13 protein-coding genes are annotated in these 14,903 nt (G+C 61.5%); 8 read left to right on the top strand and 5 right to left on the bottom strand.

The genetic code is table 11. The annotated features are described in order from the left end of the window. Window positions 1–81: 81 nt before the first annotated feature. On the top strand, window positions 82–1,692 hold the full coding sequence (locus QR290_RS02110) for an alkaline phosphatase family protein (protein WP_289204228.1): 1,611 nt from the start codon (window positions 82–84) through the stop codon (window positions 1,690–1,692). Window positions 1,693–1,779: 87 nt separating this feature from the next. Here QR290_RS02110 and QR290_RS02105 read toward each other — a convergent pair whose 3' ends face one another. Continuing rightward, window positions 1,780–2,700 (bottom strand): TauD/TfdA dioxygenase family protein, encoded by a 921-nt coding sequence (locus QR290_RS02105; protein WP_289204227.1) that lies wholly within the window; start codon window positions 2,698–2,700, stop codon window positions 1,780–1,782. A 180-nt stretch (window positions 2,701–2,880) separates the two neighbouring features. Here QR290_RS02105 and QR290_RS02100 point away from each other — a divergent pair, with 180 nt between their 5' ends. After that, window positions 2,881–3,801: a LysR family transcriptional regulator gene (locus tag QR290_RS02100; protein ID WP_041475105.1), complete on the top strand. Its 921-nt coding sequence runs from the start codon at window positions 2,881–2,883 to the stop codon at window positions 3,799–3,801. A 96-nt stretch (window positions 3,802–3,897) separates the two neighbouring features. Here the strand turns inward: QR290_RS02100 and QR290_RS02095 are convergent, their stop codons facing one another. Next, complete coding sequence (locus QR290_RS02095; protein WP_115076143.1) at window positions 3,898–4,911, bottom strand: ABC transporter substrate-binding protein; 1,014 nt, start codon at window positions 4,909–4,911, stop codon at window positions 3,898–3,900. A 303-nt stretch (window positions 4,912–5,214) separates the two neighbouring features. On the opposite strand from QR290_RS02095, the gene QR290_RS02090 reads away from it, so the two are divergent. Genes QR290_RS02090 through QR290_RS02080 form a run of 3 tightly spaced genes read left to right on the top strand, consistent with a single transcriptional unit; the run spans window position 5,215 to window position 9,250 of the window. Then, window positions 5,215–6,813, top strand: coding sequence for an ABC transporter permease (locus tag QR290_RS02090; protein ID WP_289204226.1), 1,599 nt, complete (start codon window positions 5,215–5,217; stop codon window positions 6,811–6,813). Next, window positions 6,810–7,625: an ABC transporter ATP-binding protein gene (locus QR290_RS02085; protein ID WP_085684248.1), complete on the top strand. Its 816-nt coding sequence runs from the start codon at window positions 6,810–6,812 to the stop codon at window positions 7,623–7,625. The genes QR290_RS02090 and QR290_RS02085 overlap by 4 nt, the downstream gene beginning before the upstream one ends. 14 nt (window positions 7,626–7,639) lie before the next feature. Next, window positions 7,640–9,250, top strand: coding sequence for an arylsulfatase (locus QR290_RS02080; RefSeq protein ID WP_289204225.1), 1,611 nt, complete (start codon window positions 7,640–7,642; stop codon window positions 9,248–9,250). A gap of 222 nt (window positions 9,251–9,472) precedes the next feature. Here QR290_RS02080 and QR290_RS02075 read toward each other — a convergent pair whose 3' ends face one another. After that, the gene (locus tag QR290_RS02075) at window positions 9,473–10,546 is read right to left on the bottom strand and encodes a fatty acid desaturase (RefSeq protein ID WP_289204224.1); all 1,074 of its coding nucleotides are present in this window, start codon (window positions 10,544–10,546) and stop codon (window positions 9,473–9,475) included. Window positions 10,547–10,646: 100 nt separating this feature from the next. On the opposite strand from QR290_RS02075, the gene QR290_RS02070 reads away from it, so the two are divergent. Next, complete coding sequence (locus tag QR290_RS02070) at window positions 10,647–11,651, top strand: AraC family transcriptional regulator (RefSeq protein ID WP_114880978.1); 1,005 nt, start codon at window positions 10,647–10,649, stop codon at window positions 11,649–11,651. A 132-nt stretch (window positions 11,652–11,783) separates the two neighbouring features. Here QR290_RS02070 and QR290_RS02065 read toward each other — a convergent pair whose 3' ends face one another. Beyond that, on the bottom strand, window positions 11,784–13,169 hold the full coding sequence (locus QR290_RS02065) for a heavy metal sensor histidine kinase (protein WP_289204223.1): 1,386 nt from the start codon (window positions 13,167–13,169) through the stop codon (window positions 11,784–11,786). Next, window positions 13,159–13,839, bottom strand: coding sequence for a heavy metal response regulator transcription factor (locus QR290_RS02060; RefSeq protein ID WP_007952810.1), 681 nt, complete (start codon window positions 13,837–13,839; stop codon window positions 13,159–13,161). The genes QR290_RS02065 and QR290_RS02060 overlap by 11 nt, the downstream gene beginning before the upstream one ends. A 136-nt stretch (window positions 13,840–13,975) precedes the next feature. On the opposite strand from QR290_RS02060, the gene QR290_RS02055 reads away from it, so the two are divergent. Then, a complete protein-coding gene (locus tag QR290_RS02055; RefSeq protein WP_289204222.1) occupies window positions 13,976–14,458 on the top strand; it encodes a GlcG/HbpS family heme-binding protein in 483 nt (160 codons plus the stop codon). 16 nt (window positions 14,459–14,474) lie between these two features. Next, window positions 14,475–14,885: a hydroxyisourate hydrolase gene (gene uraH, locus QR290_RS02050; RefSeq protein ID WP_289204221.1), complete on the top strand. Its 411-nt coding sequence runs from the start codon at window positions 14,475–14,477 to the stop codon at window positions 14,883–14,885. Window positions 14,886–14,903 lie beyond the last annotated feature (18 nt).

Genomic DNA, 14,903 nt, shown 5'->3' with positions numbered 1-14,903 from the left:
AAACACATTCCCCGAATGCACTTGCCGAACACCCTCGCCGAAAGCGAAAAACCTCGCCTGTCTTTCTGACTGGTGAACCCCATGTCCAACCCGCAACCTCCTGTGCGCAACGTGCTGTACATCATGTGCGATCAACTGCGCCGCGATTACCTGTCCTGCTACGGCCACCCGCACCTGCACACCCCGAACATCGATCGCCTGGCCGCCGCCGGCGTGCGCTTCAGCCGCGCCTACACCCAGGGCACGATTTGCGGGCCGTCGCGGATGTCGGCCTACACCGGGCGCTATGTCAGCAGCCATCAAGTGGCGTGGAACGCGGTGCCGCTGCCGCTGGAAGAATTGACCATCGGCGATTACCTGCGCCCCCACGGCATTCGTACTGCACTGGTCGGCAAGACCCACGCCACGGCAAACGTGGATGCGTTGCAGCGGTTGTCGATCAACCCGGAAAGCGCTCAGGCCGAAGTGCTCAACGAAGTCGGCTTCGAACCGTACTTTCGTCACGACGGCATCTTCCCCGACGACCCGCTGTTCGATGACAAACGCGAATCCGCGCCGTACACCCATTACCTGCGGGAACAGGGTTTCGAAGGGCGCAACCCCTGGCACGACTGGGCCAACGCGGCCGAAGGTGACAACGGCGAAATCCTCAGCGGCTGGAAAATGCGCCATGCCCATCTGCCGGCGCGAATTCCCGAGCAACATTCAGAGACTGTCTACACTACAAATCGAGCCATCGACTTCATCGGTGAGCAAGGTGAAAAACCGTGGTTTTTACACCTGTCCTATATCAAACCCCACTGGCCCTACATCGTACCGGCTCCGTACCACACCTTGTACAGTACGAAATCGATTCTCGACCCGGTACGTAATGCCTTTCCAAGCGACCATCCGGTCTATCAGGCCTTTCGCCAGCATGAGGAAAGCCTGAATTTCTCCAAAGATCCGGTACGACTGAACGTGATCCCGACGTACATGGGCCTGGTCAAACAGGTAGATGATCAGTTGGGGCGGCTGTTCGATTTCCTGCAAAGCAACGGACGCTGGGAAGACACGCTGATCGTGTTCACCAGCGATCACGGCGACTTCCTGGGCGATCACTGGCTGGGTGAGAAGGAATTTTTGCTGGAGCAAGCGGTGGGCGTGCCATTGATCGTGCGCGACCCGCGCGCGGCGGCGGATGTCACGCGGGGCACGGTGGACGAACGCCTGGCGGAAACCATCGACGGGGTGCCGACATTTCTCGACGCGCTGGGCGTGACGGGGGCCGAGCATCGACTGGAGGGTCGCTCGTTGATTCCGCTGCTGCACGGTGAAAACCCTGACTGGCGCCGCTATGCGATCAGCGAATACGACTACGCCTTTCAAGCCCCGGCACGGGAGCGACTGGGCCAGCCGATCGACCGTTGCCGCATGACCATGGTGCGCAGTGAACGCTGGAAATACCTGGCGTACGACGGCTTCCGGCCGCAGCTTTTCGATCTGTTGAATGATCCGCAGGAACTGCAGGATCTGGGCGCGGATCCGGCGTATGCGGCGGTGCGCGAGGAACATGCGGGGTATCTGTTCGAATGGGTGCGCGGGTTGAAGCGGCGCACGACCATCAGTCATCAGGAGATTGATTTGCGCGGGCAGCGGTTTCGTTATGGGGAGCCGGAGACCGAGAAGATGGTTCAGATTGGCGTGTGGTGATTAAAAGCATCGCTGGCAAGCCAGCTCCCACAGGATTTGTGTACACCGCAAACCTTTGGGAGCGAGCCTGCTCGCGATGAGGCCCGATCAGACGCCGACGATTTCTGCGCCTTTGATGGTCTGACTACGCTGCCCATTCGCCCCGACCGGCACTTCCCCTTTGAGCGTCACCCGACGCACCACCCGATCCTGAGTCCCGTAATCATCAATCGCATAATGCTGCGTCGAGCGGTTATCCCAGATCGCCACATCACCGGCCTTCCAGCGCCAGCGCACGACGTTCTCCTGACGGACCACATGGCTCTGCAACAAGCCAAACAAGTGCGCCGAATCAGCCTGGGAATAACCCTTGATGCGCTTCACGAAGTGCCCCAGCAGCAAGCTCTTTTCGCCGCTGATCGGGTGCACACGCACCACCGGGTGTTCGGTCTCGTAGACGGTCGAGGTGAAGATCTTGCGATAGCGCTCAAGCTTCTCCGCAGATACGTCCGGCTTCACGGCAGCGTAGTCGTACTCGTTGCTGTGCACGGCCACGAGTTTGTCCGCCAGTTCACGCAGTTCAGTCGGCAGTTCGTTGTACGCCGTCGCGGTGTTCGCCCACAGCGTGTCGCCACCGAACGCCGGAGCCACCACCGACCGCAGGATCGAGGCTTTCGGGTAGGCATCGACGAAGGTCACGTCGGTGTGCCAGGAGTTGGCGCGCTGCCCTTCGGCGCCGTCCAGTTCCAGCAGGTAACGGGTGCCCTCGCGGGACGGCACGGTCGGGTGCGCCACGGGCTCGCCGAGCAGATGCGCGAAGGCTTCCTGGCGTTGATCGTCGAGCTGGGTCTGATCGCGGAAGAACACGACCTTGTACTGGATCAGCGCCTGTTGAATGGCTTCAACCGTCGCGGCATCCAGCTCGCCGGACAGGTGCACGCCACGGATTTCGGCGCCGATACGGCCGGCCACCGGATGAATGTCCAGCGCGTGGACAGCGGGTTTTACAGCGAGTGCGGCATTGCTCATGGGTAGACCCTCATCGACTGCTTGCGGTTGGACGGCAGCGAAACAACGCTCTATCTATATTCCATATACATCTAATAGATATTCACATGCTTCGTTGACGGAATAAGAGCTTGCATTTAAAACCTCAAGCAACCTCGTCGCAAATGCCTTCGAGCTATTTTTAGGATGCCGGAAAAGCATATGGATCTTCGCCAGTTGCGCTACTTCATCGCCCTCAACGAACACCGCAGTTTTGTCCGCGCGGCCGACGCCATGGGCATCACTCAACCGGCGTTCAGCCGCAGCATTCAAGGGCTGGAGCAGGAGTTCGGCTGCGTGCTGGTGGATCGCGGCAACAAGGATCTGCGCCCCACGCCCGAAGGCCAGGTGGTGCTGCAACACGCCCTGACCCTGGTGCAGGGCGCGGCGCTGCTCAGCGCCGAAGTGACGCAGATGACCAAGCTCGATGCCGGCGAACTGCACTTCGGTTGCGGCCCGGCGCCGGCGGTGAAACTGGTGCCGGACGCGGTGGCGCAATTCATCAATGCGCACCCGAAAGTGCGCACCTGTTTTCAGGTGGATAACTGGGAAAAGCTCAGCCGCGCCCTGAGCCGCGAAGAGATCGAATTCTTCATCGCCGACATCCGCCATTTCGAATCCGACCCGAACTTCCAGACCCAGCCGCTGACGCCCAAGCGCGGGGTGTTTTTCTGCCGGCCGGGGCATCCGCTACTGGCCAAGGAAAGCTTGTCGACCAACGACATGTTCGACTACCCGCTGGCGACCACGCTTATCCCGCCGGGCATTCGCAAACTGCTGGCGAATCTCAGCGGACGGATCGACTTTTCGCCGACCATCGAGACCGAGCATTTTCCTGCGCTGGTGAAAGTGGTGTTGCAGTCCAACGCGATTGGCGTGGGCACTGAAGAGGCGTTTGTCGAGGACATCGCCCAGGGCTCGCTGGCGCTGCTGCACTGGCGCAATCTGCCGCAGAACCTGGAGAGCATGAATGCGCGATGCGGGATTGTGAGCCGCACGGGATTCCGGCTGTCACCGGCGGCGCGGGCGATGATCGAGACGCTGGTGGCGGTGGATAAACAGGCGATCAGCGTCGCGGTTTGAAGTCGTCATCGCCAGCAGGCTGGCTCCCACAGGAAAATGCATTCCAATTGTGGGAGCCAGCCTGCTGGCGATGAGGTTTGTTCTGACGCTAAAAATTCAGAGCTTCGCAGCCGCCAACTCAGGCGCCACCCACTCGTTCACCTTGAACGGCTTGCGAATCAGCTTCTGCTGCGCCGCCAGATCGACCTTGCCCTGCAGGTTTTCGAGGAACAGCGGGTCCAGTGTCGACGGGAATACTTCGCTCAGGTTCTGATCCTTCAGATCCTGGGTCAGGATCACCGGCGGATAGCTCGCGAGTCCCGACACAAGCTGCACGTAAGCGTCCTTGTTGCTGTCCTGCGTCAGCCACTCCACTGCCTGCTGCTGCGCCTTGAGCAACTTCGCCACGGCTTCCGGATGCCCGTCGACAAACTTGCCGGTGCCCACCAGCACCGACTGCACGCTGCCGGCGCCGCCGAGGTCCTTGGTATTCAATGGCAGCTCAGCCAGGCCTTTGGCCTGCAACGCCGTCAGCCCGGAGCTGCCCCACGACGCATCGATCTGCTTCGCCGCCAGCGCGGCAACCGCTGCGTTGAAATCGAGGTTGATCACCTTCACGTCCTTCTCGCTCAGGCCCACGCTGGCCAACGCGGCATCGAATGACAACTGGGTCGCAGTGCCCCGAAAGATCGCCACGCGCTTGCCTTTGAGATCCTGCAACGTCTTGATCCCCGAACCCGGCACCACGCCGAGGTATTGCTTCACACCCCGGGCGCTGGCGCTAAGCAGGCGCGTATCGAGACCGTTGGACTTGCCGATGATGGCCGCCAGATCCCCCAGATAAGCCAAATCGACCTGACCGTTGGCGAACGCCTCGTTGATCACAGGTCCGGCGCCCTTGAAGAAGCTCCACTGAATCTTGATGCCCTGATCGGCGAAGGCCTTTTCGAAGATCTGCTGATTGCGCAGCACGTCCACGATGCCCCCGCCGCTGTGTTGAGTACCCGCGCTCAGATCAGGCACGGCAATCCTGATTTCCTTGAGCTCGTCGGCCTGGGCAGAGAACGCCAGCAGACCCGCCAGTGCCGGCGCGGCAAACAGACTGATGACACGTTTGAAGGGAAGGTTCATGGGTGCGGCTCCTGATCACGGCGGGCATTGAGGAGCCGAAAGTAGGCGCAATCCGTATCAGCGCTTAAATACTTAAAAAGCACATTTTTATAGCTTTTCACGCTAAGCCAGCAAAGTCGGGACATGCAGAGCCGTATGCATGGAGAGCATCGAAAATATTCTTCGAATGCATTGGATGCGTGCAGGGCTGGAGGCCTTAAATGGCGCTGCTTATCTCCAAAATGATTATTTTCCAACTCGTTTATAACTATTGGTTTTTAGCTAATTCCGCTGACTCGATCCAACCCGACAACGGAGGTCACCATGGCCCGTGAATCCCTGCTCAGCCTGCCACTGGCCGCACCGCCGTTGAAAAGCCGGCGCACCTGGCCAAGCCTGAGCCACCGCGTTTTACCCTGGATATTGCCGCTCGGACTGTTCGCGCTGTGGTGGCTGGCGGCGCGCAATCAATGGATGAGCGAACAGATTCTGCCGGCGCCGTCACTGGTGTGGAATAGTGCGATCGAGCTGTCTCAGGGCGAGTTATGGAGTCATTTGTGGATCAGCCTGCAACGGCTGTTCTGGGGCCTGCTGGCGGGCGTTACCACCGGCGCGATTCTAGGGACGGCGCTGGGCTTCAGCCGTCGCCTCGAACGTTTGATATTTCCGACTTTCGCCGGCCTGGCCCAGGTGCCGACGCTGGCGTGGATTCCGTTGTTCATGGTGTTTTTCGGCATCGGCGAAACGCTGAAACTGGTGGTGCTGATCAAGGCCATCGTGGTGCCGGTGACCCTGCACACCTTGGTCGGCGTGCGTGACGCGCAACCGAAACTGCGCGAAGCTGTCGCCGTGTTACGCCTGCCGCCACGGTTGCTGATTCGCCGACTGGTGCTACCCGCCGCCCTCCCGGCGTTCATGGCCGGCGTGCGTCTGGCGTTGGCCGCTGGCTGGACTTCATTGCTCGCGGTGGAACTGCTGGCCTCCAGCGAAGGCATCGGTTATCTGATGGTCTGGGCGCGTCAGCTGTTCATGCTCGACATCGTCTTTGTGTGCATCGTGGTGATCGGCCTGATCGGTGTGGCGATGGATCGCGGCATCGGCCTGCTGGACAAAAAACTGGTGCACTGGCCGCATCCGGCCACGGCAGAAATTCGTCGCGGCCCGCGTTATGAAGGCTGGCAGCGCGTACAGCCATGGCTGTTGCCGCTGGCGCTGTTTGCGTTGTGGCAACTGGCGGTCGATCAGCAATGGATCGATGCCAACATTCTGGTCAGCCCGTGGGTGGTGCTTGAGGCAACCAAAAACGGATTGCTCGACGGCACGTTGATTTCGGGTATGGCCCTGAGCCTGGGTCGCACCCTCGGCGGCCTGTTGATTGGCGGCGGCATCGGCCTCGTGCTGGGCTTGCTGCTGGGGCTGTCGCGCACCAGCGAACGCGTGCTCGGCCCGACCCTCGCCGCCCTGCGGCAGATCGCGATTTTTGCCTGGGTGCCGCTGCTCACCGCCTGGTTCGGTCTGGGCGAACTGGCGAAGTGGGTGTTCGTCGCTCTCGCCGCTTTCTTTCCGTTGTTTGTCGCGACTCAACGCAGCGTTGCCAATCTTTCGCCGCAACTCAACGAAGCCGCGCAGGTGCTGCGTTTGAGCCTCGCCCAACGCCTGCGGCGATTGGTGCTGCCGGGCGCCGCACCGGGGATTTTCGCCGGCCTGCGCCTGAGCCTGATCTATGCCTGGCTCGGCACCATCGGCGCTGAATATTTCATGCCGTCCAACGGCGGCATCGGCAGCCAGATGATCGGCGCCCAACAACTGCTGCGCATGGACCTGATCATGGCCGGGATGCTGCTGGTCGGCCTTACCGGCGCTCTGCTCAACCTCATTGGCCAACGCCTGGAAATCCGCGCCACCCGCTGGAGACACGCATGAACGCACCGATTGTCAGCTTCAACCATGTAGGCAAATCCTTCGACGTCGACGGTTTCGAACTGGAGGCGATTCGCGAATTCAACCTCGACATCGCCGAGGGCGAATTCGTCGCCATCGTCGGCTCCAGCGGCTGCGGCAAATCCACCTTGCTGCGCTTGCTGGTGGGCCTCGATACGCAATTTCGCGGGCAGATCACAGTTGATGGCAAAGCCGTCAGCGGCATCGGCGGCGAGCGCGGCATCGTGTTTCAGGAACACCGTTTGTTCCCGTGGCTGACGGTGGCCGACAACATCGGTCTGGGCCTGGTCAACGAGCCGCTGGCTGCCTCCGAAAAGCAGCAACGCATCAACGATTTCATCGAACTGGTAGGCCTGCGCGACTTCACCCGCGCCTACCCGCACCAACTCTCCGGCGGCATGGCCCAGCGCGTGGCGATTGCTCGCGGACTGGTGGCGAGCCCACGAATCCTGTTGCTCGACGAACCTTTCGGCGCCCTCGACGCGCTGACCCGCCAGCAGATGCAGGACGAGCTGCTGGCGATTCGCGAGCGGGCAAAGATCACCACAATTCTGGTCACTCACGATGTCGAGGAAGCGATTTTCCTCGCCGACCGCGTGGTGGTCATGGAACCGCGCCCCGGCCGGATCAAACAGGTGGTGGACATCGCCCTGCCCCATCCGCGCCAGCGCAGCAGTTTCGACTTCCACCAGCTGCGCGAAGAACTGCTGCACGAGCTGACCAGTGACGACCATTACCAACCGAGCGCACCGGTGCAGATCCGCGATCTGCCGCTGTCGTTCATTGCCTGCTGAACAGGAGCCTGTTGATGCCGCAACGTCCCAACTTTCTGGTGATTCTGGCCGATGACCTCGGCTTCTCCGACATCGGTGCCTTCGGTGGCGAAATCGCCACGCCGAACCTCGATGCCCTGGCCAACAATGGCCTGAGGCTGACCGATTTTCATACCGCACCAACCTGCTCGCCGACCCGCTCGATGCTGCTCACCGGCACTGATCACCACATTGCCGGCATCGGCACCATGGCCGAAACCCTGACGCCGGATCTGATCGGCAAACCGGGTTACGAGGGCTATCTCAATGACCGTGTCGTCGCGCTGCCGGAGTTGCTGCGCGAGGCCGGTTACCAGACCTTGATGAGCGGCAAATGGCACCTGGGCCTGACCGCCGAACTGGCGCCCCACGCCCGAGGCTTCGAGCGTTCGTTCTCGCTGCTGCCCGGCGCGGCGAACCACTACGGATTCGAACCGACCTACGATGAACACACGCCCGGTCTGCTGAAGTCCACTCCGGCGCTGTACATCGAAGACGACACTTTCATCGACGAACTGCCGAAGGACTTCTATTCCTCCGACGCCTTCGGCGACAAGCTGTTGCAGTACCTCAAGGAGCGCGACCAGAGCCGGCCGTTCTTCGCCTACCTGCCGTTTTCCGCACCTCACTGGCCGTTGCAGGCGCCCGCCGACATCGTCGAAAAATACCGTGGCCGCTACGACGCGGGGCCGGAAGTGCTGCGCCTTGAGCGTCTGGAAAAACTCAAGTCGCTGGGACTGATCGAGCCGGATGTCGAACCGCATCCGCTGATCCAGTTGACCGCGCAATGGGCCGCGCTAAGCGATGAGCAGAAGCAGATTTCCGCCCGGGCGATGGAGGTCTACGCCGCGATGGTCGAGCGCATGGACTGGAACATCGGCCGCGTCGTCGACTACCTGCGCCAGCAAGGCCAGCTCGACAACACCTTCATCCTGTTCATGTCCGACAACGGTGCCGAAGGCGCGCTGCTGGAAGCCTTCCCGAAATTCGGTCCGGAGCTGGTGACGTATCTGAGCCAGCATTACGACAACAGCCTCGAAAACATCGGTCGCGCCAATTCCTACGTCTGGTACGGGCCGAACTGGGCGCAGGTGGCGACCGCGCCGTCACGCCTGTTCAAGGCGTTCACCACCGAGGGCGGGATTCGCGTTCCGGCGCTGCTGCATTATCCGCAGCTGCCGCTGAAGGGGCAGATCAGCCATGGTTTCGGCACGGTGATGGACATCACGCCGACCATTCTCGATCTGGCCGGCGTGCGCCATCCGGGCAAGCAGTGGCACGGCAAACCGGTGGCGCCGTTGCGCGGTAAATCGTGGCTGGGCTTCTTGTCCGGCGAGACGGCGCAGGTGCATGACGAACACACCGTCACCGGTTGGGAATTGTTCGGGCGCCGGGCGATTCGGCAGGGGCAATGGAAGGCGGTGTGGATCCCCGGGCCGGTGGGGCCGGCGACATGGCAGCTTTATGACCTGGGGAGTGATCCGGGGGAGATTCATGATCTGGCGTCGAGCCAGCCGCAGAAGCTTGAAGCGCTGATCGAGCATTGGCAGCGGTATGTGGAGGAGACCGGGGTGATTCTCAGTGAGTCGCCGTTTCAGCCGGATTGAGGGGGACAAGATCAAGAGCTCCCTCACCCCAGCCCTCTCCCGGAGGGAGAGGGAGCTGACCGAGGTGTTCCGCGTTATACATCGACCTGAAATACCGAGTCGATTATGGATTCAGTAAAGCTCGTCCACGTCGGCGTACTTCTCCAATATCCCCCATTACGTCCCCTCTCCCTCCGGGAGAGGGTTAGGGTGAGGGCTGGTTCTAAAGCCAAACATGCAAAGTCAGTTCACCTCGATCGCCTTACCCGCCAACCCCTCATTTTCCTTGCGAACAAACCGGTTCGCCCGCCCAAACGTCCCGAAATCATTGAACCGAACCCCCATCTCCCGCATCACCTTATGCGCCACCGGCACCGTCAGCTGGCGAATGTAAAACGGCTCCTTCACCACAAAATGATGAATCCCGTGACTGCTGCCGAAGTTGAAGCAGAACGCCTGCAACGGCCACAGCCACCACGGGTTCAACACCTGGCACTGCTGCAGCACATTGCCCGGTTCCACATCCCCGTAGTAATGCATGTTCGAACTGATGAAGTGCAGGCAGAAGGTGCGCAACACATTCGGGCCAATGATCACCACGGCGGCGATGTCAATCACTTGCATCACTGACAACGTGGTCGCTGACCATTCAATCGGCGAGCCCATCAGGTAGGCGATCCCATTGGCCGCATGGAACCCGAGAAACACATACCACGCCCCCCAATGCACCAGCGCCAGCGGCGCGTAGACCTTCAACGAACGCTTGATGATGCTGAATTTATGCGCCCAGGTCTTGGCCCGGAGCATGCGGATGAACGCCGACATCACGTTGTCGCCGACCATCAGCAACCGCGCAAAACCCCAAGGCTCGCCATTGGTGATTGCCCGTTCTTCCATGTCGGTTTCAGTGCCGGACACCTTGTGATGATTGAGGTGCAAATGGCGGCGGATCCACGGGTTGATCGTGCTCGGCCGCGCCAGCCATACCAGGCCCATCATCAGGTTGTGCGGCACGCGCTGTTTGCGGAAATACATGCTGTGGATCAGGTCGTGTTCAAGCTCATGGGTCAGCGAAGCGAAAAACGCGTTGAGCAACAGGCACGCCCACCACGCCATGTGCCCGGTGATGTAGAGCGCCGCCGAACCGATCATCCCGGCAATGGCAAACGCCAGAATCCCCGCGCCGAGGGCGTCCTGATGCTTGAGAATCGGGTAGCGCTCGCGCAGCTCGATGCCTTTGGCCAGCACCACTTCGCGAATATGCGCTGATCGCTGGGCAGCATTGTGTCGCTGGGGACTTGCAGAAGTACGGTCCATGCTTCCATCCTCTGGTTATTGATGTTCGCATCCTGCCCCGCGCGGGCTCCGAACGCGGTAGCCGAGAACGCCAACCTGTTGACCGGAAGCGCCAATCAGCATGAAGGAACCGACTTCTCTCGCCAGCTGGACCCGTGCCCTGCGCAAGCAACTCGACGCGCTGGGGCTGGACAGCACTGCCCTGTGTCAGCAGGCCGGGCTCGATCCGCAACTGATGGACGACCCGAACGCCCGCTATCCGTTGTCGGCAACCACACGCCTGTGGGAAATCGCGGTGCAGGTCAGCGGTGATCCGGCGATCGGTTTGCGGGTGTCGAGGTTTGTCAGCCCCACGACGTTTCACGCGTTGGGTTACGCATTGGTGGCCAGCGGCAGCCTGCGGGAAGTATTCGAGCGGATCGTGCGTTATCACCAGGTGGTCAGCGACGCGCTGGAGCTGGAGCTGACCCGCACCGAAGACCGCTATCGGTTTCGCCTGAAGATCCCGGCCGACAACCCGGCGCCCGCCTTCGAGGCCATCGACGCGTTTGCCGCGATCTACGTGCGCACCTGCCGCAATCGCCTGGGCCGCGACTACGCACCGCTGGCGGTTTATCTACGCCGCCCGGAACCGGCCGATGCGCATCAATGGCACAAGGTGTTTCGCTCGCCGGTGCATTTTTCCGCCGAAGAAGACCGTATCGAATTCGCCCTCACCGACTTCGACAGCCACCTCGACGACGCCAACCCGGAACTGGCCGAACACAACGAAGCGGTGCTCAAACGCACCCTCGCCCAGCTCAAGCCGCTGACCTGGGAGCGCAAGGTGCGCGACGCCATCGAAGAACAACTGCCCGAAGGCGAACCCAGCGCCGAACGCATCGCCCAGGCCTTGCACCTGAGCCTGCGCAGCCTGCAACGGCATCTGGCGGACGAGGGTTGTCGCTTCGACACGTTGTTGAATGAGAGCCGGGAGAACCTCGCACTGCTGCACCTGCGCGATCCGCAATGCTCGCTGAGCGAGGTCAGTTATCTGTTGGGATTTGCCGACACCAGCAGCTTCAGCCGCGCGTTCAAACGCTGGACCGGGATGACACCGGGGCAGTTTCGGGATCAGTTGCGCTGACGAGGCTGGAATTTGTACTGAATCGACCAGCCTCTTCGCGGGCAAGCCCGCTCCCACAAGGATTGGGGCGTACAAGAAATCCGTGTCACACCTCGACCATTGTGGGAGCGGGCTTGCCCGCGAAAGCGCACGTCAGGTCACCACAAACCCCAGTTCAAACACGGTGCGATTTACATCACTACTCACCCGCACCCGCCCACCATGCAACTGCATGATCGACTGCACGATCGCCAGTCCCAAGCCGCCGGAATCTCCCGGCTCCGCGCGGGACGGGTCGACGCGGTAGAAGCGGTCGAACAGTTTGCCCAGATGTTCATTCGCGATGACCGGGCCGAGGTTATGGACTTGCAGCCAGCACATGCCTGGCTCATCGCGACGGCGCAGGCTGATGACCGAGCCGGCATCGGCATGGCGTACGGCGTTGGCCAACAGGTTGCCCAAGGCCCGTTGCAGCAGTTGCTGATCTGCCAGCAATTCTCCGCTGAACGTGTTTTCGAGGCGGATTCCCCGGTCATCGGCCAAGGCTTCGAAGTAGTCGCACAACTCATCGCCGATTTCGTGCAGCTCCAGCGTGCGCAGATCGAGCGCCCGCTCAGCCTGCTCGGCGCGGGCGAGAAACATCAGGTTTTCGGCCATGCGCTTGAGCCGTTCGAACTCTTCCATATTCGACGCCAGCACTTCCTGATACTCGGTGCTGCTGCGCGGGTAATTCAGTGCCTGGCCGTTGCTCGCGAGTAAGGTGTGCAGGGGCGTGCGGATTTCGTGGGCAAGGTCTGCGGAAAACTGTGAGAGGCGCTGGAAGCCGTCGTCCAGCCGCACCAGCATGCCGTTCAGCGCGTGCACCGGTTCCAGCAATTCCGCCGGCGTACCGGCGGTGGGAACGCGTTGGTCGAGACTGCGCAGGTCAACGCCGCGCAGCGCTTCACTCAGCTTGCGCAGAGGCCGTAAACCTCGGCGCAACAGCACCAGGCCCAGCGTGAAAGCGAGTACGGCACCAAGACCGACGGCCAGATACAGGCGAAAGCGATAACTGCCGAGCATCTGCTCGCGCTCGCTCAAGACCTTTCCGGCGATCACGGTCAGCGATTCGCCGTTCGGGCCCTGGGCCTGCCCGGACAACAAGGCTAGCTCGACTCCGTCCGCCGCCTGCCAGGTCAGCACATCGCGGCGTTGCGGCGGTTGATCCCGGGGGATGGCCTGCACGGACGGCAGTGCACGTTGGCGAGGGTTGATCGTGATCACCTTCGAGCCGTCCGCGCGTTGCACCAGCAGCAGACTGTCGAGGTTGCCGAGCATGTTCTGGTACAGCCGTGGCCGCGCCTGCAAGGCGTCGAGGCTGTCGCTGTCGGCGAGCAGCGCGCGCACCTGTTCCAGACGACCGAGCAGGGCCATGTCGTCGCGCCAGGCGATTTCCGAGGCCAGCGAGCGATACAGGAACACGCCAATCGCGCTGAGTACCAGCGCACAGACGGCGGCGAACGCCAGGGCCAGGCGCCAGGCGATGGATCTAGCGCGCATCGTCGGGCGCTTCGAGTTGATAGCCGACCCCGCGCACGGTGTGGATCAGTTTGGGCATGTACGGATCATCGACTTTCGAACGCAAGCGGCGCACTGCGACTTCGACCATGTTGGTGTCGCTGTCGAAATTCAGGTTCCACACCTGCGAAGCGATCAGCGTGCGCGACAGCACCTCACCCTGTCGGCTGGCGAGCAAATGCAACAGGGCGAACTCCTTGTTGGTCAGGGCGATGCGCTGGCCGCCACGGCTGACGCGGCGGCGCAGCACGTCGATTTCCAGATCGGCGATGCTGTACGACTCGGCTTCGCGCATCGGCCCGCGCCGCAACAACGTGCGCACCCGCGCGAGCAATTCGGCGAAGGCGAACGGCTTGAGCAAATAATCATCGGCCCCCAGTTCGAGGCCGCGCACGCGGTCTTCGATGGCGTCCTTCGCCGTCAGGAACAACACCGGCGTGGCGCCGCGCTGACGGATCAACTGGAGCAATTGCCAGCCGTTGAGGCCCGGCAGCATCACGTCGAGGATGATCAGGTCATATGCCTGCTGCTCGATGAAGTAGCGCCCGTCGAGGCCGTTGAGCGCCACATCCACGGCAAAACCCGACTCACCCAGCCCTTTGGCGAGGAAATTCGCGGTTTTGGCTTCATCTTCTACGACCAGCAAACGCATGGCACACCTCGATTGATCAGAGGCACAGGCTAGGCCCCTTCGGCGGCGTTGCCCATTACAAACTTGTAATCCGGCTGACGAGGTTTCGACGGGGACCGGCGGATAAGGTGGCGGCCTTCGCTTCTGGAGCCTGCCCATGTCCGCTAAATACTTGATCGCCAGCCTGGCAATCGGCCTCGGCACTGCCGCAATCGCCGCGCCTGAACTGCCCCGTCACGCCGATCTCGATCTGAAAACCGCACGGCTGCTGGCCGATGCGGTGCTGGAAAACTGCACCGGCACGGTGTCGGTGCTCGACCGTGGCGGCAACCTGCTGGTGACCTTGCGCGGCGACGGTATCGGCCCGCACAACACCGCCGCCAGCCAACGCAAGGCCTACACCGCGTTGTCGACGAAAACCCCGACCCGGTTGTTCGCCGAGCGCGCCCGCAGCAACCCGGAAACCTCCAACCTCAACAACCTCGATGAACTGCTGTTGCTCGGCGGTGGCATTCCGTTATTCGCCGAAAAAGAACTGGTTGGCGCCATGGGCGTGGCCGGTTCCGGTGGCGGCGAGCAGGACGAAAACTGCGCGATCAAGGCTGCCGAAATCGTCGGCCTGTCCATCAACCGTACTTGAACCCAGGAGCATCACCATGACCCCTCTGCGCATGACTTTCGCCGCGCTTGGCTTGAGCGCTTTTTCGGGCCTGGCGCTGGCCGCCGGCAACCCGTTGAGCGTGCACGTACTCAATCTGGAAAACGGCCTGCCGTCGCCGGGCATCAACGTGACGCTGGAGCGTCATGTCGGTCAGGTCTGGCAGCCGCTGGCGCAGGGCACCACCAATGAACAGGGGCGGATCGCCGAACTTTTCCCGGCGAACAAACCGTTCGAGGCGGGTGAATATCGGGTGGTGTTCAAGACCGGCGAGTACTTCGAGAAGGCGAAGCACGAGACTTTCTTTCCGGAGATTCCGGTGATTTTTAAAGTGAAGCAGACGGATCAGCACTATCACATTCCGCTGCTGCTCAGCCCGTATGGCTTCTCCACTTATCGCGGTTCGTAGAAACAACATCGATCCAAT

This window comes from Pseudomonas fluorescens, from assembly GCF_030344995.1.
Classification (GTDB): Bacteria; Pseudomonadota; Gammaproteobacteria; order Pseudomonadales; family Pseudomonadaceae; genus Aquipseudomonas; species Aquipseudomonas fluorescens_BF.
The sequence above is the reverse complement of the archived record's forward strand: the minus strand, read 5'-3'. Positions and strand labels throughout refer to the sequence as shown.

Bases quoted from the DNA above. Each gene is read 5' to 3' on its own strand.
- QR290_RS02090 (WP_289204226.1), top strand. From the start codon at position 5,215: ATGGCCCGTGAATCCCTGCTCAGCCTGCCACTGGCCGCACCGCCGTTG.
- QR290_RS02065 (WP_289204223.1), bottom strand. From the start codon at position 13,169: ATGCGCGCTAGATCCATCGCCTGGCGCCTGGCCCTGGCGTTCGCCGCC.
- QR290_RS02105 (WP_289204227.1), bottom strand. From the start codon at position 2,700: ATGAGCAATGCCGCACTCGCTGTAAAACCCGCTGTCCACGCGCTGGAC.
- QR290_RS02080 (WP_289204225.1), top strand. From the start codon at position 7,640: ATGCCGCAACGTCCCAACTTTCTGGTGATTCTGGCCGATGACCTCGGC.
- QR290_RS02055 (WP_289204222.1), top strand. From the start codon at position 13,976: ATGTCCGCTAAATACTTGATCGCCAGCCTGGCAATCGGCCTCGGCACT.
- QR290_RS02100 (WP_041475105.1), top strand. From the start codon at position 2,881: ATGGATCTTCGCCAGTTGCGCTACTTCATCGCCCTCAACGAACACCGC.
- uraH (WP_289204221.1), top strand. From the start codon at position 14,475: ATGACCCCTCTGCGCATGACTTTCGCCGCGCTTGGCTTGAGCGCTTTT.
- QR290_RS02095 (WP_115076143.1), bottom strand. From the start codon at position 4,911: ATGAACCTTCCCTTCAAACGTGTCATCAGTCTGTTTGCCGCGCCGGCA.
- QR290_RS02060 (WP_007952810.1), bottom strand. From the start codon at position 13,839: ATGCGTTTGCTGGTCGTAGAAGATGAAGCCAAAACCGCGAATTTCCTC.
- QR290_RS02070 (WP_114880978.1), top strand. From the start codon at position 10,647: ATGAAGGAACCGACTTCTCTCGCCAGCTGGACCCGTGCCCTGCGCAAG.
- QR290_RS02075 (WP_289204224.1), bottom strand. From the start codon at position 10,546: ATGGACCGTACTTCTGCAAGTCCCCAGCGACACAATGCTGCCCAGCGA.
- QR290_RS02110 (WP_289204228.1), top strand. From the start codon at position 82: ATGTCCAACCCGCAACCTCCTGTGCGCAACGTGCTGTACATCATGTGC.
- QR290_RS02085 (WP_085684248.1), top strand. From the start codon at position 6,810: ATGAACGCACCGATTGTCAGCTTCAACCATGTAGGCAAATCCTTCGAC.